This is a genomic window from Pedococcus dokdonensis, from assembly GCF_900104525.1.
GTDB classification, from domain to species: Bacteria; Actinomycetota; Actinomycetes; order Actinomycetales; family Dermatophilaceae; genus Pedococcus; species Pedococcus dokdonensis.
The window spans coordinates 545,104-568,231 of record NZ_LT629711.1; the positions used below are offsets into that span (position 1 = coordinate 545,104).

The window sequence follows — 23,128 nt, forward strand, 5'->3', positions numbered from 1 at the left end:
ACGTCACCGCGGCCAACCCCTCCTGCGTGAGGGGTTGTTCTGTGTCCCGGCCAGTTCCATTCAGGGCCAGGTCGGGCCACGAGGGAGCAAGGGATGGCACGACCATCGGACACGAGGATGAGATGAGCGAGACGCCGCACCGCTACACCGCCGAGCTGGCCCAGCAGATCGAGCTGGACTGGCAGGACCGCTGGCAGGAGGAGGGCACCTTCCGCGCGCCCAACCCGGCCGGGCCGTGGGCGGAGCCCGAGAAGGTCGCCGACCGCGAGAAGCTGCTCGTCCTCGACATGTTCCCCTACCCCAGCGGCGCGGGCCTGCACGTCGGACACCCCCTGGGCTACATCGCCACCGACGTGTTCGCGCGCTACCACCGGATGACCGGCAAGAACGTGCTGCACTGCCTGGGCTACGACGCCTTCGGGCTGCCGGCGGAGCAGTATGCCGTGCAGACCGGCCAGCACCCGCGCAAGACGACCGAGGACAACATGGTCGTGATGAAGCGCCAGCTGCGCCGGTTGGGGCTGGGCCACGACGACCGCCGCACGATCGCCACCATCGACCCGGGCTACTACAAGTGGACCCAGTGGATCTTCACCCAGATCTACGACGCCTGGTACGACCCGGAAGCCGTCCGCCCCGACGGGGGCACCGGTCGGGCGCGCCCGATCGCCGAGCTGGTCGCCGAGCTCGAGTCGGGCTCACGGGAGGTGCCGGACGGACGCCCGTGGTCGGCGCTGTCCGCAGTCGAGCAGTCCGCGGTCCTCGACGACTTCCGGTTGGCCTACACCTCGCAGGCTCCCGTGAACTGGGCGCCGGGCCTGGGCACCGTGCTGTCCAACGAGGAGGTCACCAACGACGGCCGCTCCGAGCGCGGCAACTTCCCAGTCTTCAAGACCAACTTGCGCCAGTGGATGATGCGGATCACGGCGTATGCCGACCGGCTGGCTGACGACCTCGACCGCGTCGACTGGCCCGACAAGGTCAAGGCCATGCAGCGCAACTGGATCGGGCGCAGCCAGGGAGCGCGCGTCGCCTTCCCGGTGGTGGGGCAGGACGCCTCGATCGAGGTCTTCACGACCCGGCCCGACACCCTGTTCGGGGCCACCTTCATGGTCCTGGCTCCGGAGCACCCGCTGCTCGACAGGATCGGCGCCCAGGGTGAGTGGCCCGAGGGCACGAAGCCGGAGTGGACCGGTGGTGAGGCCACCCCCGAGGCCGCTGTCGCGGCATACCGGCTGGCGGCCTCGCGCAAGAGCGAGGTGGAGCGGCAGACGGAGGGCAAGGACAAGACCGGCGTCTTCACGGGCGCTTTCGCGACGAATCCCGTGACGGGGCAAGAGATCCCGGTGTTCATCGCCGACTACGTACTGATGGGTTACGGCACCGGCGCGATCATGGCCGTGCCCGGGCAGGACACCCGCGACTGGGAGTTCGCCGAGCAGTTCGCGCTGCCGATCATCCGGACCGTGCAGCCACCCGAGGGCCACCCCGACGACGAGCCGTTCACCGGCGAGGGACCCGCGATCAACTCGGCCAACGACGAGATCTCGTTGGACGGGATGGGGGTCGCGGACGCCAAGGCCGCGATCATCGACTGGCTGGTGTCCAAGGGGTCCGGGCAGGCGACGGTCAGCTACAAGCTGCGCGACTGGCTGTTCAGCCGGCAGCGCTACTGGGGTGAGCCGTTCCCGATCGTCTTCGACGAGGACGGCGTCAGCCACGCGGTGCCCGACTCGATGCTGCCGGTCGAGCTGCCCGACGTGCCCGACTACGCCCCCAAGACCTTCGAGCCGGAGGACGCCAGCAGCCAGCCCGAGCCGCCGCTGGGGCGGGTCGAGGAGTGGGTCAACGTCGAGCTCGACCTCGGCGACGGCCGGGGTGTGCGCAGGTACCGCCGAGAGACCAACACGATGCCCAACTGGGCCGGTTCCTGCTGGTACTACCTGCGTTACCTGGACCCGGCGAACACCGAGGCGTTCGTCGACCCCGAGAACGAGTCCTACTGGATGGGGCCGCAGGCGAGCCCGGTCTCGACCGCTCCGGCCGGGGTGACCGACCCCGGTGGCGTAGACCTCTACATCGGCGGCGTCGAGCACGCCGTGCTCCACCTGCTCTACGCACGCTTCTGGCACAAGGTCCTCTACGACCTGGGCCACCTGAGCAGCGACGAGCCGTTCCGCAAGTACTTCTCCCAGGGCTACATCCAGGCCGCGGCCTACCGCGACGACCGCGGCCAGCCGGTCGAGGCATCCGAGGTCGTCGAGTCGGTGGACTCCTCCGGCGAGGCCCGCTACACGTGGAACGACCAGCCGGTCAGCCGCGAGTTCGGCAAGATCGGCAAGTCGCTCAAGAACGTCGTGAGCCCGGACGAGATGTTCGAGCAGTACGGCGCGGACACCCTGCGGGTCTACGAGATGTCGATGGGTCCCCTCGAGCTCAGCAAGCCGTGGGAGACCCGGGCGGTCGTCGGGGCGCAGCGGTTCCTGCAACGTTTGTGGCGCAACGTCATCGACGAGGAGACCGGCGAGGTGCGGGTTGTCGACGCACCGCTGGACGAGGCGACGACGCGGATCCTGCACCACACCATCGACGCGGTCTCCCGCGACTACCCGACGCTGGGCTTCAACACCGCCATCGCGCGGCTGATCGAGCTGAACAACGCGTTGACCAAGCTCGACGCGGTGCCGCGCGAGGCGGCCGAGCAGCTGGTCGTCATGGTGGCGCCGTTGGCCCCGCACATCGCGGAGGAGCTCTGGCGTCGGCTAGGGCACGACGAGTCGATCACGTTCGAGCCGTTCCCGGTGGCCGATCGCGCCCTGCTGGTCGAGGAGACCGTCACCTGCGTCGTCCAGATCAAGGGCAAGGTGCGCGACCGGCTCGAGGTGCCGGCCGACATCACCGAGGACGCGTTGCGCGAGCAGGTGCTGGCGCTGCCCAAGGTGGTCGCGGCGACCGAGGGCGGCATCCGCACCGTCATCGTCCGGGCCCCCAAGCTGGTCAACGTCGTCCCCGCCTGACCCCGCACCGATAGCCTGCGCACGTGAGCGTCGCGATCGTCACTGACTCCACGGCATACCTGCCGGCGTCGGTCGTCGACGCCCACTCGATCCAGGTCGTGCCGCTGCACGTCATCGTCGGCGGCACGGAGTTCAGCGAAGGCGTCGACATCACCACCGCCGAGGTGGCGGCGGCGCTGCGGTCGTTCAAGCCGGTGTCCACGTCGCGGCCCTCGCCGCAGTCGTTCCTCGACGCCTACGAGAAGGCTGCCGCCGGGGGAGCGGACGGCATCGTCTCGGTGCACATCTCGGCCGACATGTCCTCCACCGTCGAGTCCGCGCACCTCGCGGCGCAGCAGTCACCGGTGCCGGTGCGCGTGGTCGACTCGCGTTCGCTCGGCATGGCGATGGGGTATGCCGTGGTGTCGGCGGCGGAGCTCGCAAGCCGAGGTGGGACGGCGGATGACGTTGCAGCGCAAGCGCGTTCGCGGTCCGAGGCGTCCACCGTCGTGTTCTACGTCGACACCCTCGAGCACCTGCGCCGCGGTGGTCGGATCGGCTCGGCGTCGGCGTTCCTCGGCTCGGCCCTGGCGATCAAGCCGATCCTCGGCCTGGTGGACGGTCACATCCGCCCCCTCGAGAAGGTGCGCACCTCGTCGCGTGCCCTCGCGCGGCTGGAGGAGCTGGCCGCGTCGGCGATCGAGAAGGCCGACGCCGGGGTCGACATCGCCGTGCACCACCTCGACTCCCAGGCGCGCGCCGACGACCTCGCCGCGCGGCTGACCGATCGGCTCGCAGCCGGCGACGGGGAGGTGCGGGTCGTCGAGCTCGGGGCGGTCGTCGGGGCGCACGTCGGTCCGGGCACCCTCGCCGTGGCCGTGTCGCCGCGGCCGGCCCCGTGACCGCTGTCGCCGACCTGTCGGCGGGAGAGCTGCTCGAAGCGGCCCTCGCCTCGGTGGCCGCCTTCCTGGTCGGCGCCGTCAACCCCGCGACGATCCTCGCCAGGATCCTCGGCAAGGACCTCAAGCACTCCGGCTCGGGCAACCCCGGGGCGACGAACGCCGGACGGGTGCTGGGGGCCCGCTGGGGGGTGGTCGTGGGGGTGCTCGACGTGCTCAAGGGGCTGGTGCCCGTGCTCGTGGCCAGACAGCTCTTCGGCACGGTGCCTGCGCTGTGCGTCGGCCTGGCCGTGGTGCTCGGCCACATCTGGTCGCCGTTCCTGCGGGGGCAGGGTGGCAAGGGTGTCGCCACGTCGCTCGGGGCGATCCTCGCCGTCGAGCCGTGGTTCGGCCTGGGGATGGTGGTCGTCTTCGGGTTGCTGGTCTGGCGGATGCGCTGGGTGGCGGGCGCCTCGGTGTCCGCGTGCCTGCTGCTGCTCGGGCTGGGAGTGCTGACGGCGGCGCGCTGGGTGCCGTTCGGGACGCGCGAGACGGGGGTGTGGTGCATCGTGCTCGCACTCGTCGTCATCTACCGGCACCGGCGCAACATCGAGCTCTGGATCTCCGCGCGACGGGACGCTTCGTCCACAGGCTGAGACCCGGCCGGCTCCTGTCCACAGGCGGCTGACTCCTGGCTGTCCCGGGCATCCTCGCGTTCCTAGCGTGCCGGTATGCCGTCCATCCGCCGCACACCCGCACCGTCCGCTCGCGTCCGGGCCCTCTTGGAGGCCGCGGAGCCCCGGCAGGTCGTGCCGACGAGTCCGCGGGACGGCCGCCAGCACTCGGTGGAGCCCTGGCTGCCGGAGCGCCGGTGGGTCGAGACCCCTGCAGCTCGCGTCCAGCCGACACCGCCAGCTCGGCAGCCGGGGCGGCACCGGAGGCCGATGCCGCCCGGACCACGGTTCCTCACGGTCCCGGCGTCGCTGCAGGGCTCGCGGCTCAGCGGACCGCGTGCCGCTGCCGCCGGGATGGTGCTGGTGGTGCTGCTCGCCACGCTGGCGTTCGGGGTGCGGGTGGCCTGGGCGAAGGCGGCCAGCACCCCGCAGGTCGTCGCACCGTCACAGAGCGGCTCGGCCGTCGACGGCCGCACCCGCTCGACCAGCAACTTCGCCTCGTCGAGCACGGCCTCGGGCGGAGGTGGACCGCCCGCCGGGACGGTGACGGTGCACGTCGTGGGTCAGGTCAGACACCCCGGAGTGTTCACGTTGCCCGCGGGCTCGCGGGTCGGTGACGTGGTCAAGAGGGCCGGTGCCCGCACGGCAGCCGACCTCGGCGCGATCAACCTCGCCCGACCGCTGGTCGACGGGGAGCAGGTGGTCGTGCCCAAGCCCGGGGACGCCGCGGCCGGAGCGGCTGGCGGGGGTCCCGGGGCCGTCGGAGGGGGCGGCCCGGGGACCTCGGCCGGATCAGGCACGGCGCCGGGTGGCGGAGGAGCGGGAGCGCTGGTCGCGGGGGGCCAGGTGAACCTCAACACCGCGACCGCTGCCCAGCTCGAGGAGCTGCCGGGCGTCGGACCGGTCCTCGCCCAGCGGATCATCGACTGGCGCACCGAGCACGGGCGGTTCACCTCGGTCGACGAGCTGGGTGAGGTCAGTGGCATCGGGGAGAAGATCTTCGCTGCGCTCCAGCCGAAGGTGACGGTGTGAGCGGGAGTCGTGGTCGCCGTGCGCCCGGGTCGGTCCCGGCGGACCTGAGGCTCCTGCTCCCGGCGCTGGCGGCCTGGTCGGTCGGGGCGTCGATGCTCGGCTCCGGGATCGCGACCCTGCTCGTGACCGCAGGAGCCAGCCTGCTGCTCGCGGTGCTCCTGCTGTGGCGCCGGCCCTTGACCCCCGACCGTGAGGGTCGCGCCGACCCAGGGTGTCGCGCGGCGACCGCACTCGTCCTGGCCGCGGTCGCGCTCGTCCTGACGTCGACGGCGGGTCACACTGCTGCGCGCGAGGCCGGCCCGATCCGGGCACTCGCTCGTCAGCATGCCTCGGTCGACCTGGTCGGCGTCGTCATCCGCGACCCGGTGGTGGTCGGCGGCCGACGGTTGGACGGCGCGATGCTCCGGCTGTCCCTGCGGGTCGAGTCGGTGACGGCCAGGGGGAGCCAGGCACGCGTGGCCACGCCGGTGCTGGTCATCGGCGGGCCGGAGTGGGAGCAGGTCCGCTGGCACGAGCGGGTGCGGGTCAAGGGCATCCTGCTGGAGGCCCAGCCCGGCGACGACGTCGTGGCCGTCCTGCGACCCCGGGGCGCGCCCCGCCCGGTCGCCCGACCCGGTCTCGTCGCGCGAGCCGCCGAACGCCTGCGGGCGGGCCTGCGCGACGCGGCATCGGCGCTGCCGCCCGATGCGCGGGGCCTGGTGCCGGCTCTCGTCATCGGCGACACGAGTCGCACGCCGCCCGACCTGACTGAGGCGATGCTCGCCACCGGGATGACGCACCTGTCGGCCGTCTCGGGCAGCAACGTGGCCATCGTGCTCGCCCTGGCACTCGGCGCAGCGCGTCTGGCCGGCGTCTCCCGGCGCTGGCGACCCGGGGTCGCCGCACTGGTGCTGGCGGGGTTCGTCGTCCTGGCCAGACCCGAGCCGAGCGTCCTGCGGGCCGCGGCGATGGGGGCCGTCGGGCTGGTCGGGCTGAGCCGGTCGAGGCGCGCCGTCGGCATACCCGTGCTGTCGGCGGCCGTCATCGCACTGCTCGTGGTCGACCCGTGGCTGAGCCGCTCCTACGGGTTCGCGTTGTCGACCCTCGCGACCCTCGGCCTGCTGCTCTTCACGCGCACCTGGGCTGAAGCCATCGGGCGGTGCCTGCCGCGGCGGATCAGGTCGTGGGGGCCCGCGCTGGCGATCCCCGTGGCGGCTCAGGCCACCTGCGCGCCGGTGGTCGTGCTCCTGCAGGGCTCGGTGTCGCTGGTCGGCGTGGTCGCCAACCTGCTGGCCGCCCCACTCGTGGCGCCCGCCACGATCGCCGGGGTCGCGGCCGCCGGGCTCGCGCCGGTCTGGCCGACGGGGGCGCGACTCGTCTGCTGGGTGGCGGCCCTGCCCGCCCTGGGGATCGCCAGGGTCGCGCGCACCTGCGCGACCGTCCCTGGCGGCACCCTGCCCTGGCCGGACGGGGCGGTGGGTGCGGTGCTGCTGACCCTGCTCACGGTGGCGGTGCTCCTGACCGGGCGGTGGTGGCTGCACCTGGCGCGGTTCCACCCCGTGCTGGCTGCGGCAGTCGGGATCCTTACCCTGGCGACCAGCGCTCCCACCGCCGCGGTCACCTGGCCCCCGTCCGGCTGGAGGTTCGTGGCCTGCGACGTCGGCCAGGGCGACGCACTGGTCCTCGCGACGACCCGCGGTCACGCCGTGCTGGTGGACGCGGGCCCGGACCCGTCCGCAGTCAACGCCTGCCTGCGCCGGTTGGACGTCCAGGTGCTCGACTCCGTGGTGCTCAGCCACTTGCACGCCGACCACGTCGACGGGCTGCCCGGTGCCCTGGCCGGGCGCGAGGTGCGCGAGCTCCTGGTCAGCCCGGTGCACGAACCTGCCTACCAGTGGGCGCAAGTGCAGGGCTGGGCGCGTGCCCGGGGGATCCCGGTCCGCGACGTCCAGGCCGGCGACCGGCTGGGCTGGCCCGGGGTGTCGGCCGACGTGTGGTGGCCCGCTCGCCGCATCTCTGGCGGGTCGGTCCCCAACAACGCCAGTCTGGTGCTCGCGGTCCGCAGTGGGCCGGTCGACCTGCTGCTGCTCGGGGACGTCGAACGCGAGACGGCGCACGCCCTGCTCCTGCAGCTCCGTCGTGATCCGCGGATGGCGGCGGTGGCGGCCGGGTTCGACGTCGTCAAAGTGGCCCACCACGGGTCCGGCAACCTCGACGAGGGTCTCCTCGAGGAGGTGCGGGCGCCCCTCGGCGTCATCAGTGTCGGCAAGGACAACGACTACGGACACCCGGCACCCAAGGCACTGGAAGTGCTGCGCCGCAACGGGTATGCCGTGCTGCGGACCGACCAGCGCGGCGACATCGCCATCGTGGCGATCGACGACGACCTGGGCGTCACCTGGCGTCGACACTAACCCCCCGCAGCGTCGCTATCTCATGCAAAAGGCGAGTTAGCGCCGCTCCGCCCTGACCCCCTCGTCGCTATCTCATGCAAAAGGCGAGTTAGCGCCGCTCCGCCCTGACCCCGGTCGCTATCTCATGCAAAAGGCGAGTTAGCGCCGCTCCGGCAGCTCAGGCGCCGCTCCGGCAGCTGAGGCGACGCTCGAGCGGGTCGGGGAGTTCAGGTGCTGGCGAGCACCCGCGGCTTGGCCTTGGCTGCCTCGACCAGCGCGTCGATGGTGGCCTGCACGGCCGGAACGCGTTGGAGGTCGGCCGTCGTCACCACGCTGACCGAGCGTCGCGAGGCCGGGTTGATCGGCAGCGTCACGACGTCATGGTGGTGCGCGGTCCGCAGGATCAGGTCGGGGATCAGCGCGACGCCCAGCCCCTCCGCGACCAGGCCGAGGACCGCGACGTAGTCCTCGGTCTCGAAGCCGACGTGCGGGGAGAACCCGGCGTTCGCGCACATCTGGAGCAGGTGGCCACGGCAGCGGGGGCAGCCGGCGATCCAGTTCTCCTGCGCGAGCGCCGAGAGCTCGACCATGTCCTCACCGGCCAGCGCGTGGTCGCGGGGGAGTGCCAGCCGGACCTCGTCGTCGAGCAGCTTGTGGGTGACGAAGAGATCCATGTCCTCCTCGCCGCGACCGACGTCGGTGCCCTCGTAGGCGAACGCGACGGCGAGGTCGCACTCGCCGGCCTTGAGCGCAGCCAGTGACTCGGGCGGTTCGGCCTCGGTGAAGGTGACCTGCACGTCGGGGAACCGCTGCTTCACCAAGGCCAGGGCCCGAGGCACCAGGGTCGCCGAGCTCGACGGGAACGCCATGAGCCGCACGCGTCCGGCGCGCAGGCCGGCGATCGCGGCGACCTCTTCCTCTGCGGCATCGAGAGCCGACAGCACGGCGACGGCGTGCCGAGCCAGCACCTGACCTGCCTCGGTGAGGCGGACGTTGCGTCCGACTCGCTCGACCAGCACGGTGCCGGTGCGCTGCTCGAGGCGCCGCACCATCTGCGAGATGGCGGGCTGCGAGTAGCCGAGGGCGAGGGCGGCGCCGGTGAAGCTGCCCTCGTCGGAGATGGCCTTCATGACCCGGAGACCCGCAGCGTCGATCATGGGAGAAGCATAACCGCTCGTTATCCACTCGGTGAGTTGTCGAGTGAGCCGTGATGGATCGGCGCGAGTCGGTGGCGGGTGACCACCCGACATACCCTTGTGCGGTGATCCCGAGTGCGGCCCCGAAGGCGACGAGCGACCCGGAGGCGGCTGTGGCCGACCGACTGGACGCGGTGGCCGCGCTGCTGGCGCGCGGCAACGCGCTCGTCCTCACCGGCGCCGGCATCTCCACGGACTCGGGCATCCCGGACTACCGCGGGCCGGACGGCACACGGCGGGTCACGCCGATGCAGTACGCCGAGTTCGTCGGCTCCTCGCAAGCGCGGCAGCGTTACTGGGCCCGGAGCTATGTCGGGTGGCAGCGGTTCAACCGCGCCCGCCCCAACTCCGGCCACGAAGCAGTCGCACGCCTCCAGCGGCAAGGGCTGGTGGGGCCGGTGATCACGCAGAACGTCGACGGCCTGCACCAGCGGGCCGGGGCCACCGACGTCGAGGAGCTGCACGGCGCGCTGGCCCGGGTGCTCTGCCTGACCTGCGGCGACCGCTCGTCGCGATGGGACCTCGACGACCGGATGCGGGTTGCCAACCCGGGCTACACGGTCACCAGCGACGAGATCCGGCCCGACGGCGACATCGTCCTCAACGAGCTCGACGTCGATGCCTTCCGCACCCCGCTGTGTCTCGTCTGCGGGCAGGACACCCTCAAGCCCGACGTCGTCTTCTTCGGCGAGTCGGTGCCGAAACCGTTGGTGGAGAAGTGTTTTGAGCTCACCGAGGCGGCCACATCGCTGGTCGTGCTGGGGTCGAGCCTCAAGGTGATGAGCGGTTACCGGTTCGTGCGTCGCGCAGCTGCGTGCGGCATCCCGGTCGCGATCATCACCCGCGGACCGACCCGCGGAGACGCCGAGGCGACCCTGCAGGTCGACGCTCCCTTGGGCCCGACGCTGGAGGCCCTGCTCAGCCGGTTGGCCGCCTAGCCACGAGCACCACGTCGATCGCGTCGCCGTGCTCGGTCGGGCGGAGGTACTCCTCGCACCGTTCGATCGCCAGCTCGCCCGCGGCCTCGCGGAGCTGCTCGGGGGAGTGCAGCAGGGCCGGGTCCGACGGTCCGCCGACACCATCGGTGAGGTTGCGTACCCCGTGGCCGACCACGACCAGTGCGCCACCGGGTGCCAACCAGCTCCGGGTGCGTGACACGACATTCGACGGCAGGTGCAGGTAGGACACGAGCACCAGGTCGTAGAGCACTCCCGAGGCCGGGTGCCACGACCGGGCATCCGCCACCACCCAGTCCACGTGCAGTCCTCGGCGCACCGACTCCTGCTCACCCTTGGCCAGGCCCACCGACGAGAAGTCCACGGCCGTCACCCGCCAGCCCAGCGACGCGAGCCACACCGCGTGCCGTCCCTCGCCGGCCCCCAGGTCGAGGGCGCGGCCCGGTGGCCAGTCGCCGACGATCCGTTCCACCTCGGCGTTCGGGGTGGCGCTCCAGACGTGGTCGTGCGCTGCGTATCGCTCGTCCCACAGCGCCTGGCGGTCGGTGGGGGCGGCCCGGTCGGGATCGGGCAGCTCCGTCCCGCCGGAGCTGCCGTGCCGGTCGGTGTGCTGGTGCCCGTCGCTCATCCCCCTAGCATCGCCGATATGAGCACCAGCGTCCCCGCCAACGTCCCACCGGTCGCGGTCCGTGATGCGACCGGCGCCGACCTCGAGGCGATGGCCGCGATCTACGACGAGCAGGTGCGCACCTCCTTGGCAACGTTCGACACCGAACCGCGTGGCGCGGCATACCTGGGGGAGAAGCTCGCGGCCGTCGACGAGGGGAACGTCGTGCTGGTCGCCTGCGCGGACGACGGTGACCTGCTCGGCTATGCGTTCTCGGGGCCGTTCCGACCGCGCCCGGCCTACGCCGGCACCAAGGAGGTGTCGGTCTACCTCGCCGCGTCAGCGCGCGGACGCGGCCTCGGCCGCACCTTGTATGCCGCGTTGCTGGCACGGCTCGACGCCGCACCGTCGGTGCACACCCAGCTCGCCGTCATCGCGCTGCCCAACGCCGCGAGTGAGGCGCTGCACCGGTCGTTCGGGTTCGTGCAGGTGGGCGTGCTGCGGGAGGTCGGCCACAAGTTCGGCGACTACGTCGACACCGCCTGGTGGCAGCGGCTGCCCTGACACCACCGCGCTCACGGCACCGCCCTCCGGCCATGCTGACCGGGCGTCCGAGGAAGGCCACGACACCAAGAGCTCGGCGTCGAGCTGGACCCTCGTGGAGCCGTCCCTGTCGAGGCGCCCGGAGCGGCGTCCTGACCCCAGTGGGCCGCCCCTTTCCGGTCGCGATCGGGGGTAGCGCGAGGGGGTGGAAATCGGGCACTCTCGGACGCATGGGCGCGACCGGGCCAGGACCGTTCGACAACGACGACGCTCTCGACTTCCTCGACGAGCTCGAGGAGTCCGACCCTGCTGGGCGCCGCGCCCTGATCGAGTCGCGGATCGGCGAGGTGGTCCGAGGCGGTGACTACGTCGAGGCGCCGTTGATGGCGCAGGCGATTGCCGGGGCGGTGCTGGTGGCGGCGTGCGACGACATCGAGTCGGTCGTCGGTGAGCGCAACGTGCCGGCCTGGGTCGACGACGAGCCGCTGGACGTCGACGACCGGCTCGAGGAGCTGGCCACCCGCCTGTTGAACCGGGCGATGAAACCGGACGACAACGAGCTGTTCGACCTGTGGGCCGAGTCTGACGGCGGCGAACGGTTCACCGCGCGGCTCACCCACTACCTCGACGCCTTGGGGGAGTAGGGCGTCCGGACACGCGTGTGCCGCGGCAGGCCCGGAGGCGAGCCGCGGCACACGGTGCAGCCGGTGTCCGAGGGTCGAGGTCAGACGCGGCGCAACACCGCGGTGACCTTGCCGAGGATGGTGGCGTGGTCTCCGTCGATGGGGTCGAACGCGGCGTTGTGCGGCATCAGCCACACCTTGCCGTCCTTGCGCTTGAAGGTCTTCACGGTGGCCTCGTTGTCGAGCATCGCGGCCACGATGTCACCGTTGTCGGCGGTCGGCTGCTGACGCACGACCACCCAGTCGCCGTCGCAGATCGCGGCGTCGATCATCGAGTCGCCGACCACCTGGAGCAGGAAGAGCTGACCCTCACCGACGATCTGGCGGGGGAGCGGGAAGACGTCCTCGACGGTCTCCTCGGCGAGGATGGGCACGCCGGCCGCGATCCGGCCCAGCACCGGCACGTAGGACGCCTCGGGTCGCGCGTCGCCCGACCCCGTCTCGTCGTAGGTCGCGGTCTCGTCCTCGATGCTCGCGCCGCCGCGGTAGCCCCGCATGTCGGCCGGGGCGTCGGGGGAGACGACCTCGATGGCCCGCGGCCGGTTGGGGTCGCGGCGCAGGAAGCCCTTGCGCTCGAGGGTCGACAGCTGGTGGGCCACCGAGCTCGGGGAGGTGAGGCCGACGGCCTCGCCGATCTCGCGCAGGCTGGGCGGGTAGCCGCGTCGGTCCACCGAGTTGCGGATCACCTCGAGGACCCGCCGTTGCCGGACGGTCAGCCCGTCTCCGCGATCGCGGTCGGGCAGTTCCTTGACGTTGTCGTCGCTCATGCCACTCCCTCTCTCGAGCAGGTCTCCCTCGAGCCGGTCTCAGGTGCTGGGTGCCGGGTCGACAGGAGGTCGTGTGACGGGTGGGACGGGTGCGTTGTCAGTGCCCTCTGATGTGCTTGCGGCATGAACACAGCGTATGGCCTTCGAACGTCTGTGCCAAACATGTGTTCGAGGCGTGTCTTGATCAGTTCGAACATGCGTGCTAGAAATCACTCAAGCGGTTCTTCGCACACCCGTTCGAGGAGCCAGTCGTCGACCACCACGGCGACCGTCACGATGGAGGACCAGATGAGTGCAGCAGTTGCTTGGGACGTCGCCCCCGCTCCCGTGCGGGTTCCCGGTCGCCCGGCTCGGCCGCAGCTCGTGTCCGTGCCCACCGGGTCGGCTGTGGCGGACCTGCCGGCCAGGCCCTTGCGGATCACCCGCGCCGGACGGCTCGCGATCACGCTGAGCGTCGTCGTCGCCGCGATCGCCCTGTCCGTGGCCCTCTTCACGGGCGGCGCATCCGCCACCGTGATCGACCACTCGACCACGGTCCGGCCGGGGCAGACGCTGTCCGAGATCGCCACCCAGCAGCTCCCACAGCTGTCGATGGCCGAGGCAGTCGCCCAGATCCAGATCGCCAACGACCTCACCGGCAGCGACGTCCACGCGGGTCAGACGCTGCTCATCCCGCAGGTGGGCTGATCGCGGCTCGACGCCCCCGGGATCCTCAGCTGCTTTTCTTGGCCAGGTGGGTCCAGCGGAGCTCAGAGGTGTCGCCCGCCTTCGCGATGGCAACCTGGTCCACGCCGGTGCCAGTGGTCGTGGTTGACGTCGGGACCGGGACCCCCGCCGTGACCTTGTAGGACGCGGTGCCCGGGAGCGCCTTGATGATGGTGCCGTCCTTGGGGTGGAACCGCAGGTGGTTGAACTTGCCACCGGTGCCGGCCTTGTCCACCGCGAGCTGGTCCACGTACACCGGGGTCTTGTAGCCGCCGACGTTGGCCCACGAGCTGATCGCCACGGGGGCGCCGCCACTGATCCGGTATGCCTCGAGGCGCTGGCCGGTCTTGATGAACGTCCCGTCGGCGGGGACGGCGTTGAGGTGGTTGTACGCGCCACCGGTCCCGGCCTTGTCGATCGCGTTCTGGTCGACGACCACGGTCGGCTTGGTGCCACCGAAGACCGCCCACGAGGTGACGATGACCGGGGCGCCACCGGCGATGCGGTAGGCCTCCTTGCGCTGGGCGCCCTTGATGAAGGTGCCGTCCGTGGGTCGCACGGGCAGCGTGGCCAGCGACGTGCTCGAGATGAGATAGGTCTTCTGGACACCCCCGAAGGCGGTCCAGGTCGACACGAACACGGGGGCCTTGCCGACCAGGCGGAAGACCTGGCTGGTCTCGCGGACCTTGACGAAGCTGCCGGACGGCGGTGGCTTGTAGGCCTGGTCCTTGAAGTGGATGAAGTTGCTGGGCCAGTTGCGGTCGCCCCGCGGCACCCGCCAGCGGGAGGAGTAGCCGCCGCCGTAGGACGAGTCCGAGATGACGATGTAGGCGGAGGTGACCTCCTCGACGTAGCCGACGTGCCCGTAGCCGGGGGCGTAGGCACTGCCGTAGCTCCACTGCGCGATCGACCCGACCTTCGCCGTCTTGTCGACCTTGAACCCGCGCTTGGTCGCGTTCGACGCCCAGCTCCCGCCGTTGCCCATGCCGCTCTGGGTCTTCACGCCGTTCTTGGAGAGCCGGTAGGCGACGTAGTTGACGCAGTTGTTGCCGTTGGAGCTGACCGGGTAGCCCCACACGGACTTGCCCGCGTAGCCGGTGAACGAGATGCAGGAGATGCTCGAGGCCTTGCACTCCCGGACCATCGTCTCGGCGCTCGCGGGGCCGGCCAGGGTGGCGGTGACGGCCGTGGCGGCGAGGGCGAGCGCTGCGAGGCGTGCGGCAGCGCGAAGGACGTGACGTCGCATGACTTCCCGGGGGTTGGGGGGACCGGCGGGATGGTTGTCGCGTGCGGGCGACGCAGTGCCTCCGGTCGGGGGGCCGTGGAAAGAGTGCCCTACGGCCTGCGCACTTGTCCCATTTGGTGGGAAAAGAACGCCGGTGTAGTTCGCTCGCCCGTGCTCAGGGCGCCTCGACCGCATCGTCCGAACGGGCCAGTCTGGGCGTTGGTGTCATCCCAGCGCCGGAGTCGGTCGGCGGTCAGCTGCGGCTGGTCAGCGGTCTGCGCGCCGCGGACGGCGCGCGGGGTGGCCGAGGGCTCCGCCCCACAGGTGTGGGGTGCCCTCGTTCTCGACGTACGACAGCTCTCGGCCGAGGAAGCTCGCCAGCCGCTGCGCGGCGACGCGGACCGCGGTGCGACCCTCCTTGGTGACGGCGGGCGCCAACCGCACCTCGACGTCGACCACGTCCGGGCGCACGGTGCGCTTCCACAGCCCGACGTTCACCGACTCGAGGACGACCCAGGCCCAGAACGGGTCGCTGTGCTCGGCGTAGGGGTGGTCGGGCAGCGACGGGAAGTTCACCTGCGGATAGCTCAGCACCACCTCGTCATAGGTCGGGAAGAGGTATGCCGCGGGCGCGGCCGGGCTGCGTCGGCGCACCTGGGTGGGGTCGAACCAGTGCGGGATCCCGTCGATCTCGACCTGCTCGAAGTCGTCACCGATCTCGGCAAGCGCCTGCTTCGTGTCGCTGATGGTGAGCGTGGCCCAACGGGTGAAGTCCTTGATGCTGGTGGGGCCGTGGCCGGCGACGTAGCGCCGCAGCAGCTCCACCATCGCCTCGTCCCGCGTGCGGGGCGGCGTCGGCGGGACCACCTCGTCGACGAGTGCGTAGGAGTGGTGGACCCCCTTCATCGGCCCGGAGCAGACGAGGCCGCTCAGCTCCGCGACGAGCAGGAGGTGGCCCAGCTGCTCGCCGGGCTTGATCGGCGACCGACGCTCGGTGAACTCCTCGCCCAGCTCGGGTCGGGTGCGAAAACGCTTGTCCTGCAACAGCTCCGTCAACAGCCGCAGGCCCTCGTCCATCCGCGTCACGTCGTCCAGCCCGAGCTGGCGGTGCCGGGCCGCCATGCTCGACAGCACCCGGGGCGAGGTGAGGTCGAGGATCCAGCGCAGGTCCTCGGGCGCCACGAAGTGCCACGTCGGCCGCAGGATGTGCGTGCGCAGGAAGGCGCCGGAGTCGAACTCGCGCTGCACCGCGGCATACGTGTCCTTGCGTGAGCGCAGGCCGAGCGAGAAGAAGGCGTGGTCGCGCTCCTGGCTCTGCACGCAGGTGAGCAGGCGCACGACGTCGCCGGCCCGGGGCAGGGGAGCCGAGGACAACCGTTGGGTGGCGAGGCGCTGGGCGAGGACGCGGGAGGTGTCCATGCGGCCATCCTTGCCGAGGGCGCCGACAGGTGCGCGAGCGCGGCGCGCGCGGGACCATGGGGCGATGGAGCAGAGCACCACGATCGAGATCGCCGCCCCACCCGAGCGGGTGTGGGAGGTGATGAGCGACGTCGAGCGCTGGTCCGACTGGACCAGCACGGTCACCTGGGTGCGCCGGCTCGACGAGGGACCCCTGCGCGCCGGCTCCCGGGCGAAGATCAACCAGCCGAAGCTGCCCGAGACCGAGTACGTCGTGACCGAGCTGGAGCCCGGGCACGGTTTCACCTGGGTGGCCACGGCTCCCGGCGTGCTCACCACGGCGCGGCACACCATCGAGCCGCTGGCCGACGGCGGCACCCGGGTGCGCCTGTCGGTCGAGCAGTCGGGCTGGCTCGGGTCGACGATGGGCCGGTTCTACCGTGGGCTGACCGACCGCTACCTCGCCACCGAGGCGGCCGGCCTGAAGGCGTGGTGCGAGCGGCGGTGACGCCACGAGGTCGCCAAGGTGTGCGCGAGCCACCCCCAAGATCGCGACTTCTGGCCACTGGTGCCGCATCCCTGACCCGAAGGGGGCCCGGGATGCGGCACGGGTGGCCAGAAGTGCGGGTCTCGAAGACGACGTACTCGAGCGCGACCAGAACTGCCCATCTTTCGTCGGCGATGCCCGTCCGCCGGGCCTCGATGGTGGCCTCCCGCCGGCTGCCGACCCCCGAGCAGCCCGGCTCAGGACTTCAGGTCGCGGCGCATCACCAGCCGCGGGAGCTTGCTCGCGACGGCGTCGGTGGTGCCCACCACCTCGAACCCGCACTTCGCGAACATCGCCTTGGTCCCCACGAACGCCATCGTCAGGTCCATCCGCTGGCCACCCGGGTCGACCGGGTGGGCCTCGACCGCGGGCGCGCCGTTCGACGCGGCATACTCCACCGCACCCTCGATGAGGTGCTGGGTGACGCCGCGCTTGCGGAAGCCCGACCGCACCACGACGCAGACGATGCTCCAGACCGGCAGGTCGTCGACGGGCAGCATCAGCGTGGAGTCCCGCAGCCGCGGGATCTCGGCCCGCGGCCCGATGTTGCACCAGCCGACCGGCTCGCCGTCGAGGTAGGTGACCACCCCCGGCGGGTGCTCGCGCTCGCAGAGGGCGCGGGCCGCCTTCTCGCGGGCGGTCTTGCCGGTGCCGCCGAGCTCGGTGATCTCCTTGGCCTGGATGCGGTGGGAGAGGCACCAGCAGTGCGTGGGGCGGCGGTTCTTGTTGATCACGTCGGCGAAGTCCTCGAACCGGTCGGGTGTCACCGGGTGCGTCTCCCACTGCTCGGTCGACGCTGTGCTCGCTGGCTGCTTCGTCGGCTTGGCCGTCATGGGCTCACTCTGGCAGCCCTTCCGGACACCCGCTGTCCGGTATGCCGGTTGGTCTCCGAGGCCGGTGCCGTCCGCCGCCGGGTGGTCTGCGAGGCCGGTGCCGCCCGGTGCCGCCCGGTGCCGCCCGGTGCCGCCCGGTGCCGCCAGACTGGGCGCCGGCCCGGTCTCCGGAGACGGGCGGGGGCGGTCGGCGCTCACTCAGCTCCACGCGAGTAGGGTCCAGTGCGCCCGGTGTTGCATCGGCGCAGGTCAGCGGCGCTACCGACGAGGAGGCTTGCGTGCTCGAGGCGGGGTTCTGGGGTTTCGTCGGAGGCGCGGCACTGCTCATCGGGGCTGCTGCGGGCCTGTGGCTGCCGACCTCCACGCGGGTGATCGGCTGGGTCATGGCAATCGGCTCGGGGGTGCTGGTCAGCGCACTGACCTTCGAGCTGGCAGGCGAGGCCTACGACAAGGCAGGGGGAGTCTCCACCGTCCTCGGGCTGCTGGGCGGTTCGGTGGTCTTCTTCCTCGGCGACTGGTGGATCGACAGTCGTGGGGGATACCGCCGCAAGAGCCCCAACGGCCCGCAGGCGGGCGCCGCAGGCTCCGCGCTCGCGCTCGGGGCCCTGCTCGACGGCATACCGGAGTCGGCGGCGATCGGCGTCAGCACGATCGGTGGCGGCGGTGTGGGCATCGCCGTCGTCGCGGCGGTCTTCCTCTCCAACATCCCCGAGGGGCTGTCGTCGTCGGCCGGGATGAAGACCGCTGGGCACAGTGCGCGGTTCATCATGGGCATGTGGCTGGCTGTCGCCGCCGCGTCGACCGTCGCCGCAGGACTCGGTCGCGTGCTGCTCGACGGGGCCGACCCGTCGGTGGTCGCGACGATCCAGGCGTTCGCGGCGGGGGCGATCCTCACAATGCTCGCGGACACCATGGTCCCCGAGGCGGTGGAGCACGCCGGACGCCTGGTGGGCCTGCTCACGGTGGTGGGCTTCAGCGCCGCGTTCCTGCTCTCGATGTCCTGAGCCGGCCCGCCGTCCGGCCCTCGGCCACCACCACCACGCCCCACCACCACGCTCACCACCAGATGTGGGGGAGGCAAGGTTGGACAAACCCCATATCTGGGCGCCTCTGACGTCACACCAGTCACATCCGCACCAGATTCGGCGTGTCGCACCACGCCCTCACAAGCTCCTGACCTGCGGCGATGCAGACTCCGACAGCAGTTTCGCGGAACCACTTGCGTCCCACGTCACACCGAGGCAGACTATCCCTACATCTAGTGGTTACACCGCTGTAGTTCGTCCACATGTAGTGCACAGGGCGAGGCGACTTACCCACACGTTGTCCCCAGAACATCCACACTCTCATCCCCAACCGGGTCGGTCCCGGCGGGGGTGACGCACCCAGGGAGGAGCCGCGAAATGCACTGTCCGTTCTGCCGGCACACCGACTCCCGGGTGATGGACTCGCGCACCACCGACGACGGCAGCTCGATCCGCCGCCGTCGCCAGTGCCCCGAGTGCGGGCGCCGCTTCACCACCATCGAGACCGCGAGCCTGACGGTCACCAAGCGCTCCGGCGCCAGTGAGCCGTTCAGCCGCAGCAAGGTCCTCGTCGGTGTCCGCAAGGCCTGCCAGGGTCGCCCGGTCACCGAGGACGACCTCGCCCTCCTCGCCCAGCGGGTCGAGGAGTGCATCCGCCAGCAGGGCCAGGCCGAGGTCGACGCCCACGAGGTGGGCCTGGCGATCCTCGGCCCGCTCCGCGAGCTCGACGAGGTGGCCTACCTCCGCTTCGCCAGCGTCTACCAGGCGTTCGACAGCCTCGAGGACTTCGAGGGTGCGATCACCCTGCTCCGCGCCGAGCGCGAAGCCACCGGCCGCGAGCCGGATCGACAGCCAGACCGACATGCCGGTATGCCGCCGGGCTGAGCCCCGCGCCATACCCACCGCCCGCTCCGCACGGGCATCCGGACGACCGCGGCACTGTCAGTGCCGCACGAGACAATCAACAGTAGAAACACCAGGGGCTAGGGAGGCCACCAGAAATGACTGAAACCGCAGGCGCACGTGCAGGTGCGCGCAAGACATCCGGCAAGGGTGTCAAGGTTGAGCGGATCTACACCACCCCTGGTGTGCACCCGTACGACGAGGTGAACTGGGAGAAGCGCGACGTCGTCCAGCAGAACTGGAAGACCGGCGAGACGATCTTCGAGCAGCGCGGGGTCGAGTTCCCCGACTTCTGGAGCGTCAACGCCTCCACCATCGTCACCACCAAGTACTTCCGTGGCGCGCTCGGCACCGAGGCGCGTGAGCAGGGCCTCAAGCAGCTCATCGACCGCGTCGTGCTGACCTACGTCAAGGCCGGCAAGGACCACGGCTACTTCGCCAACGCCGAGGACGCCGAGATCTTCGAGCACGAGCTGACCTACGCCCTGCTGCACCAGGTGTTCAGCTTCAACTCGCCGGTCTGGTTCAACGTCGGCACCAAGAGCCCCCAGCAGGTCAGCGCCTGCTTCATCCTCGCCGTCGACGACTCGATGGACTCGATCCTCAACTGGTACAAGGAAGAGGGCAAGATCTTCCAGGGCGGCTCCGGCGCCGGCCTGAACCTCTCCCGGATCCGCTCCTCCAAGGAGCTGCTGTCCTCCGGTGGCACCGCGTCCGGGCCGGTCTCCTTCATGCGTGGCGCCGACGCGTCCGCGGGGACGATCAAGTCCGGTGGCGCGACCCGTCGTGCGGCCAAGATGGTCGTGCTCGACGTCGACCACCCCGACATCATGGAGTTCGTCGAGACCAAGGCGCGCGAGGAGGACAAGATCCGCGCGCTGCGTGACGCCGGCTTCGACATGGACCTCGGTGGCAAGGACATCACCTCGGTCCAGTACCAGAACGCCAACAACTCGGTCCGCGTCAGCGACGAGTTCATGAAGGCGGTCGAGGCCGGCACCGACTTCGGGCTGCGCTCGCGCACCACCGGTGAGGTCATCGACACCGTCGACGCCCGTGAGCTGTTCCGCAAGCTCGCCGAGGCCGCCTGGGAGTGCGCCGACCCGGGCATCCAGTACGACGACGTGATCAACGACTGGCACACCAACCCCGAGACCGGCCGGATCACCGCGTCCAACCCGTGCTCCGAGTACATGTCGCTCGACAACTCGTCCTGCAACCTGGCCTCGCTCAACCTGCTGAAGTTCCTCAAGGACGACGACACCTTCGACGCCAAGAAGTTCCAGCAGGTCGCCGAGCTGGTCATCACGGCGATGGACATCTCGATCTGCTTCGCCGACTTCCCGACCGAGGCGATCGGCAAGACCACCGTCGACTACCGCCAGCTGGGCATCGGCTACGCCAACCTGGGCGCGCTGCTCATGGCGACCGGTCACGGCTACGACTCCGAGGGTGGCCGCTCGCTCGCGGCCGCGATCACCTCGCTGCTCACCGGTGCCGCCTACAAGCGGTCCGCGGAGCTCGCCGGTGTCGTCGGCGCGTATGCCGGGTACGCCCGGAACGCGGACGCCCACAAGCGCGTGATGCGCAAGCACCAGAGCGCCAACGACGCGATCCGCACCCTCGACACGATGGACACCGCGATCCACCGTGCGGCCACCAAGGCCTGGGACGACGTGGTCAAGGTCGGCGAGAAGAACGGCTACCGCAACGCGCAGGCCTCGGTGCTCGCGCCGACCGGCACCATCGGCTTCATGATGGACTGCGACACCACCGGCATCGAGCCCGACTTCTCGCTGGTGAAGTTCAAGAAGCTCGTCGGTGGCGGGTCGATGCAGATCGTCAACCTCACCATCCCGCGTGCGCTGAAGAAGCTGGGCTACACCGGCGAGACCATCGAGGCGATCGTCGAGTACATCGCCGACAAGGGGCACGTCATCGACGCCCCCGGTCTGAAGACCGAGCACTACGAGATCTTCGACACCGCGATGGGCGCCCGCTCGATCGAGGCCATGGGTCACGTGCGGATGATGGCGGCGGTCCAGCCGTTCCTGTCCGGCGCGATCAGCAAGACGGTCAACCTGCCTGAGAACGCCACGGTCGAGGAGATCGAGGACGTCCACATGCAGGGCTGGAAGATGGGCCTCAAGGCGATCGCGGTCTACCGCGACAACTGCAAGGTCGGCCAGCCACTGTCCGACGGTGGTTCCACCGCTAAGGACGCTGCCGCCTCGAAGGACTCGGCTGCTGCCGAGGCCAAGGTCGAGAAGGTCATCGAGTACCGCCCGGTGCGCAAGCGCCTGCCGAAGCGCCGGACCTCGCAGACCACCTCGTTCGCGGTCGGTGGCGCGGAGGGTTACCTCACGGCCGGCACCTACGAGTCGGGCGACCTGGGCGAGATCTTCCTCAAGTTCGGCAAGCAGGGCTCGACCCTGGCCGGTGTGATGGACGCCTTCTCGATCGCGGTGTCGATCGGCCTGCAGTACGGCGTGCCGCTGGAGACCTTCGTGGAGAAGTTCACCAACCTGCGGTTCGAGCCGGCTGGCCTGACCGACGACCCCGACGTGCGGATGGCGCAGTCGATCATGGACTACGTGTTCCGTCGCCTGGCGCTGGACCACATGGACTTCGACACCCGGTCGTTCATGGGCATCCACACCGCTGCCGAGCGCGCTCGCCAGCTGGAGACCGGCTCCTACACCGCGATCGAGGCCGACACCGAGTCGGACGAGGAGCTCGAGGACGAGCTGGAGAACTTCTCCCAGTCCGCCCCTGTCTCCAAGCCGGCCGCTGCCGCCTCCACCCCTGCGGTCGAGGGCAAGGCACTCGACGCCGACGCCGTGAAGTCCGGGGCGGGTGCCGCCAGCGCTCGCGAGGTCTCGGTCGAGGTCCACTCGAGCGCCGAGCTCCTGGAGAAGTTCCAGGGCATCTCCGCGGACGCCCCGATGTGCATGACCTGCGGCACCAAGATGCGCCCCGCTGGCTCCTGCTACGTCTGCGAAGGCTGCGGCAGCACCAGCGGCTGCAGCTGACCTAGCCAGCTAGACGACGGTGGGCCCGGAGCGATGTTCGCTCCGGGCCCACCGTCGTATTGGCTCCACGAGGTCGACGCCGAACGCATACATTGGATGCTGACAGTGCGGCAGCTGGATGCTGACAGTGCGGCAGCGCCGTGGTCAGTAGAAGCAAACCGTGGCTCGTAGGTGGGCGACCTGTGACCCGTCCGCCGTCAAAGTGGATCTAGGTTCCTAGAGAGCGCAAGATCATCTCGACGCGGTCCGCGGCGTCACGGGTTTGCTCGTGCTCCCAAATTCGGATGACAGTCCAGTCGAGTCCGATCAGCTTTTCGTCCGTGTCCCTGTCACGCGCTCGATTGGTGCTGAACTTCCAGAGCCACCACTCTCGGTTCGCCATGGGCACTACGCAGTGGTCCGGGCAGGCATGCCAGAAACATCCATCGACGAATACCGCCACCTTGCGTCGAGTGAAGACGATGTCAGCGCGTCTGCGTGGCAGCCCCTCGATCCTGTGCTGGACGCGATAGCGCAGACCCCGTGCGTGCAATTCGCGACGCAGTGCCATCTCGGGGCCAGTCCCCAAGCGCTTCTGCCTTGAGAATCGTTCGCTCAACTCCTTGCTCGGAGCCAATCGGTTTGGGATTCGTTCATTCACGGTCCGGGATCCTCCTCTCGGCCAGTCCACACTCCAATGGCGGCCGCGACCTACAGAGAGAACACTGCAGGGCGCGGTTGTTCTGAGCCATTTTGTCAGGAACGGTCACGATTGGT

At 70.4% G+C, this 23,128-nt stretch carries 20 protein-coding genes; 13 read left to right on the forward strand and 7 right to left on the reverse strand.

All coding sequences use genetic code 11. The features are described 5' to 3' along the window. The first annotated feature begins 122 nt into the window (after nt 1-122). The 5 genes from leuS (at nt 123) to BLQ34_RS02755 (ending at nt 7,973) form a co-directional block, all read left to right on the forward strand. Complete coding sequence (leuS, locus tag BLQ34_RS02735) at nt 123-3,017, forward strand: leucine--tRNA ligase (RefSeq protein ID WP_091781155.1); 2,895 nt, start codon at nt 123-125, stop codon at nt 3,015-3,017. Between the two features lie 23 nt (nt 3,018-3,040). Then, nucleotides 3,041-3,898: a DegV family protein gene (locus tag BLQ34_RS02740; RefSeq protein ID WP_091781157.1), complete on the forward strand. Its 858-nt coding sequence runs from the start codon at nt 3,041-3,043 to the stop codon at nt 3,896-3,898. Further along, nucleotides 3,895-4,530, forward strand: coding sequence for a glycerol-3-phosphate acyltransferase (locus tag BLQ34_RS02745; RefSeq protein WP_231961412.1), 636 nt, complete (start codon nt 3,895-3,897; stop codon nt 4,528-4,530). Before BLQ34_RS02740 ends, BLQ34_RS02745 begins: the two co-directional genes overlap by 4 nt. 288 nt (nt 4,531-4,818) lie before the next feature. Further along, nucleotides 4,819-5,580: a ComEA family DNA-binding protein gene (locus BLQ34_RS02750; RefSeq protein WP_231961413.1), complete on the forward strand. Its 762-nt coding sequence runs from the start codon at nt 4,819-4,821 to the stop codon at nt 5,578-5,580. Beyond that, nucleotides 5,577-7,973: a ComEC/Rec2 family competence protein gene (locus BLQ34_RS02755; protein ID WP_231961414.1), complete on the forward strand. Its 2,397-nt coding sequence runs from the start codon at nt 5,577-5,579 to the stop codon at nt 7,971-7,973. The genes BLQ34_RS02750 and BLQ34_RS02755 overlap by 4 nt, the downstream gene beginning before the upstream one ends. A 206-nt stretch (nt 7,974-8,179) precedes the next feature. Here BLQ34_RS02755 and BLQ34_RS02760 read toward each other — a convergent pair whose 3' ends face one another. Next, entirely contained in the window at nt 8,180-9,109 is a 930-nt protein-coding gene (locus BLQ34_RS02760) for a LysR family transcriptional regulator (RefSeq protein ID WP_091781160.1), read from the reverse strand. Between the two features lie 104 nt (nt 9,110-9,213). Here BLQ34_RS02760 and BLQ34_RS02765 point away from each other — a divergent pair, with 104 nt between their 5' ends. After that, nucleotides 9,214-10,086 carry an NAD-dependent protein deacetylase gene (locus BLQ34_RS02765; RefSeq protein ID WP_407946381.1) on the forward strand — a complete coding sequence of 291 codons (873 nt, stop codon included), beginning with the start codon at nt 9,214-9,216 and terminating at the stop codon, nt 10,084-10,086. Here BLQ34_RS02765 and BLQ34_RS02770 read toward each other — a convergent pair. Further along, nucleotides 10,067-10,732, reverse strand: a complete 666-nt coding sequence (locus BLQ34_RS02770) for a class I SAM-dependent methyltransferase (RefSeq protein WP_091781166.1) — start codon at nt 10,730-10,732, stop codon at nt 10,067-10,069. The two genes, BLQ34_RS02765 and BLQ34_RS02770, sit on opposite strands and share 20 nt — an antisense overlap. An 18-nt stretch (nt 10,733-10,750) precedes the next feature. Between BLQ34_RS02770 and BLQ34_RS02775 the strand changes: the two genes are divergently transcribed. Together BLQ34_RS02775 and BLQ34_RS02780 are read left to right on the forward strand one after the other, a co-directional pair. Continuing rightward, entirely contained in the window at nt 10,751-11,275 is a 525-nt protein-coding gene (locus tag BLQ34_RS02775) for a GNAT family N-acetyltransferase (protein WP_091781169.1), read from the forward strand. Between the two features lie 209 nt (nt 11,276-11,484). Beyond that, nucleotides 11,485-11,898, forward strand: coding sequence for a DUF4259 domain-containing protein (locus BLQ34_RS02780; RefSeq protein ID WP_157692865.1), 414 nt, complete (start codon nt 11,485-11,487; stop codon nt 11,896-11,898). Between the two features lie 80 nt (nt 11,899-11,978). Here the strand turns inward: BLQ34_RS02780 and lexA are convergent, their stop codons facing one another. Beyond that, a complete protein-coding gene (lexA, locus tag BLQ34_RS02785) occupies nt 11,979-12,704 on the reverse strand; it encodes a transcriptional repressor LexA (RefSeq protein ID WP_091781175.1) in 726 nt (241 codons plus the stop codon). 288 nt (nt 12,705-12,992) lie between these two features. Here lexA and BLQ34_RS02790 point away from each other — a divergent pair, with 288 nt between their 5' ends. Then, nucleotides 12,993-13,391: a LysM peptidoglycan-binding domain-containing protein gene (locus tag BLQ34_RS02790; RefSeq protein ID WP_157692866.1), complete on the forward strand. Its 399-nt coding sequence runs from the start codon at nt 12,993-12,995 to the stop codon at nt 13,389-13,391. A 25-nt stretch (nt 13,392-13,416) separates the two neighbouring features. On the opposite strand, the gene BLQ34_RS02795 is transcribed toward BLQ34_RS02790, so the two are convergent. Together BLQ34_RS02795 and BLQ34_RS02800 are read right to left on the reverse strand one after the other, a co-directional pair. After that, nucleotides 13,417-14,655, reverse strand: a complete 1,239-nt coding sequence (locus BLQ34_RS02795) for a CHAP domain-containing protein (protein WP_157692867.1) — start codon at nt 14,653-14,655, stop codon at nt 13,417-13,419. Nucleotides 14,656-14,901: 246 nt separating this feature from the next. Further along, entirely contained in the window at nt 14,902-16,053 is a 1,152-nt protein-coding gene (locus BLQ34_RS02800) for a winged helix DNA-binding domain-containing protein (protein ID WP_091781184.1), read from the reverse strand. 64 nt (nt 16,054-16,117) lie between these two features. Between BLQ34_RS02800 and BLQ34_RS02805 the strand changes: the two genes are divergently transcribed. Then, nucleotides 16,118-16,540 (forward strand): SRPBCC family protein, encoded by a 423-nt coding sequence (locus tag BLQ34_RS02805; protein ID WP_091781186.1) that lies wholly within the window; start codon nt 16,118-16,120, stop codon nt 16,538-16,540. Nucleotides 16,541-16,776: 236 nt separating this feature from the next. Here BLQ34_RS02805 and BLQ34_RS02810 read toward each other — a convergent pair whose 3' ends face one another. Further along, entirely contained in the window at nt 16,777-17,412 is a 636-nt protein-coding gene (locus BLQ34_RS02810) for a GNAT family N-acetyltransferase (protein WP_091781189.1), read from the reverse strand. Nucleotides 17,413-17,690: 278 nt separating this feature from the next. On the opposite strand from BLQ34_RS02810, the gene BLQ34_RS02815 reads away from it, so the two are divergent. From BLQ34_RS02815 to BLQ34_RS02825, 3 genes are all read left to right on the forward strand, one after another. Beyond that, complete coding sequence (locus BLQ34_RS02815) at nt 17,691-18,416, forward strand: ZIP family metal transporter (protein ID WP_091781192.1); 726 nt, start codon at nt 17,691-17,693, stop codon at nt 18,414-18,416. 399 nt (nt 18,417-18,815) lie between these two features. After that, on the forward strand, nt 18,816-19,322 hold the full coding sequence (gene nrdR, locus BLQ34_RS02820; protein ID WP_091781194.1) for a transcriptional regulator NrdR: 507 nt from the start codon (nt 18,816-18,818) through the stop codon (nt 19,320-19,322). 116 nt (nt 19,323-19,438) lie between these two features. After that, complete coding sequence (locus tag BLQ34_RS02825; RefSeq protein ID WP_091781197.1) at nt 19,439-22,372, forward strand: vitamin B12-dependent ribonucleotide reductase; 2,934 nt, start codon at nt 19,439-19,441, stop codon at nt 22,370-22,372. A gap of 208 nt (nt 22,373-22,580) precedes the next feature. Here BLQ34_RS02825 and BLQ34_RS02830 read toward each other — a convergent pair whose 3' ends face one another. Further along, on the reverse strand, nt 22,581-23,042 hold the full coding sequence (locus BLQ34_RS02830) for a very short patch repair endonuclease (protein ID WP_331712520.1): 462 nt from the start codon (nt 23,040-23,042) through the stop codon (nt 22,581-22,583). Nucleotides 23,043-23,128 lie beyond the last annotated feature (86 nt).

Excerpts from the sequence above, each read along its gene's own strand:
- BLQ34_RS02770 (WP_091781166.1), bottom strand. The coding sequence starts at position 10,732 with ATGAGCGACGGGCACCAGCACACCGACCGGCACGGCAGCTCCGGCGGG.
- BLQ34_RS02780 (WP_157692865.1), top strand. The coding sequence starts at position 11,485 with ATGGGCGCGACCGGGCCAGGACCGTTCGACAACGACGACGCTCTCGAC.
- leuS (WP_091781155.1), top strand. The coding sequence starts at position 123 with ATGAGCGAGACGCCGCACCGCTACACCGCCGAGCTGGCCCAGCAGATC.
- BLQ34_RS02800 (WP_091781184.1), bottom strand. The coding sequence starts at position 16,053 with ATGGACACCTCCCGCGTCCTCGCCCAGCGCCTCGCCACCCAACGGTTG.
- BLQ34_RS02775 (WP_091781169.1), top strand. The coding sequence starts at position 10,751 with ATGAGCACCAGCGTCCCCGCCAACGTCCCACCGGTCGCGGTCCGTGAT.
- BLQ34_RS02750 (WP_231961413.1), top strand. The coding sequence starts at position 4,819 with ATGCCGCCCGGACCACGGTTCCTCACGGTCCCGGCGTCGCTGCAGGGC.
- nrdR (WP_091781194.1), top strand. The coding sequence starts at position 18,816 with ATGCACTGTCCGTTCTGCCGGCACACCGACTCCCGGGTGATGGACTCG.
- BLQ34_RS02795 (WP_157692867.1), bottom strand. The coding sequence starts at position 14,655 with ATGCGACGTCACGTCCTTCGCGCTGCCGCACGCCTCGCAGCGCTCGCC.
- lexA (WP_091781175.1), bottom strand. The coding sequence starts at position 12,704 with ATGAGCGACGACAACGTCAAGGAACTGCCCGACCGCGATCGCGGAGAC.
- BLQ34_RS02805 (WP_091781186.1), top strand. The coding sequence starts at position 16,118 with ATGGAGCAGAGCACCACGATCGAGATCGCCGCCCCACCCGAGCGGGTG.
- BLQ34_RS02790 (WP_157692866.1), top strand. The coding sequence starts at position 12,993 with ATGAGTGCAGCAGTTGCTTGGGACGTCGCCCCCGCTCCCGTGCGGGTT.
- BLQ34_RS02825 (WP_091781197.1), top strand. The coding sequence starts at position 19,439 with ATGACTGAAACCGCAGGCGCACGTGCAGGTGCGCGCAAGACATCCGGC.
- BLQ34_RS02810 (WP_091781189.1), bottom strand. The coding sequence starts at position 17,412 with ATGACGGCCAAGCCGACGAAGCAGCCAGCGAGCACAGCGTCGACCGAG.
- BLQ34_RS02760 (WP_091781160.1), bottom strand. The coding sequence starts at position 9,109 with ATGATCGACGCTGCGGGTCTCCGGGTCATGAAGGCCATCTCCGACGAG.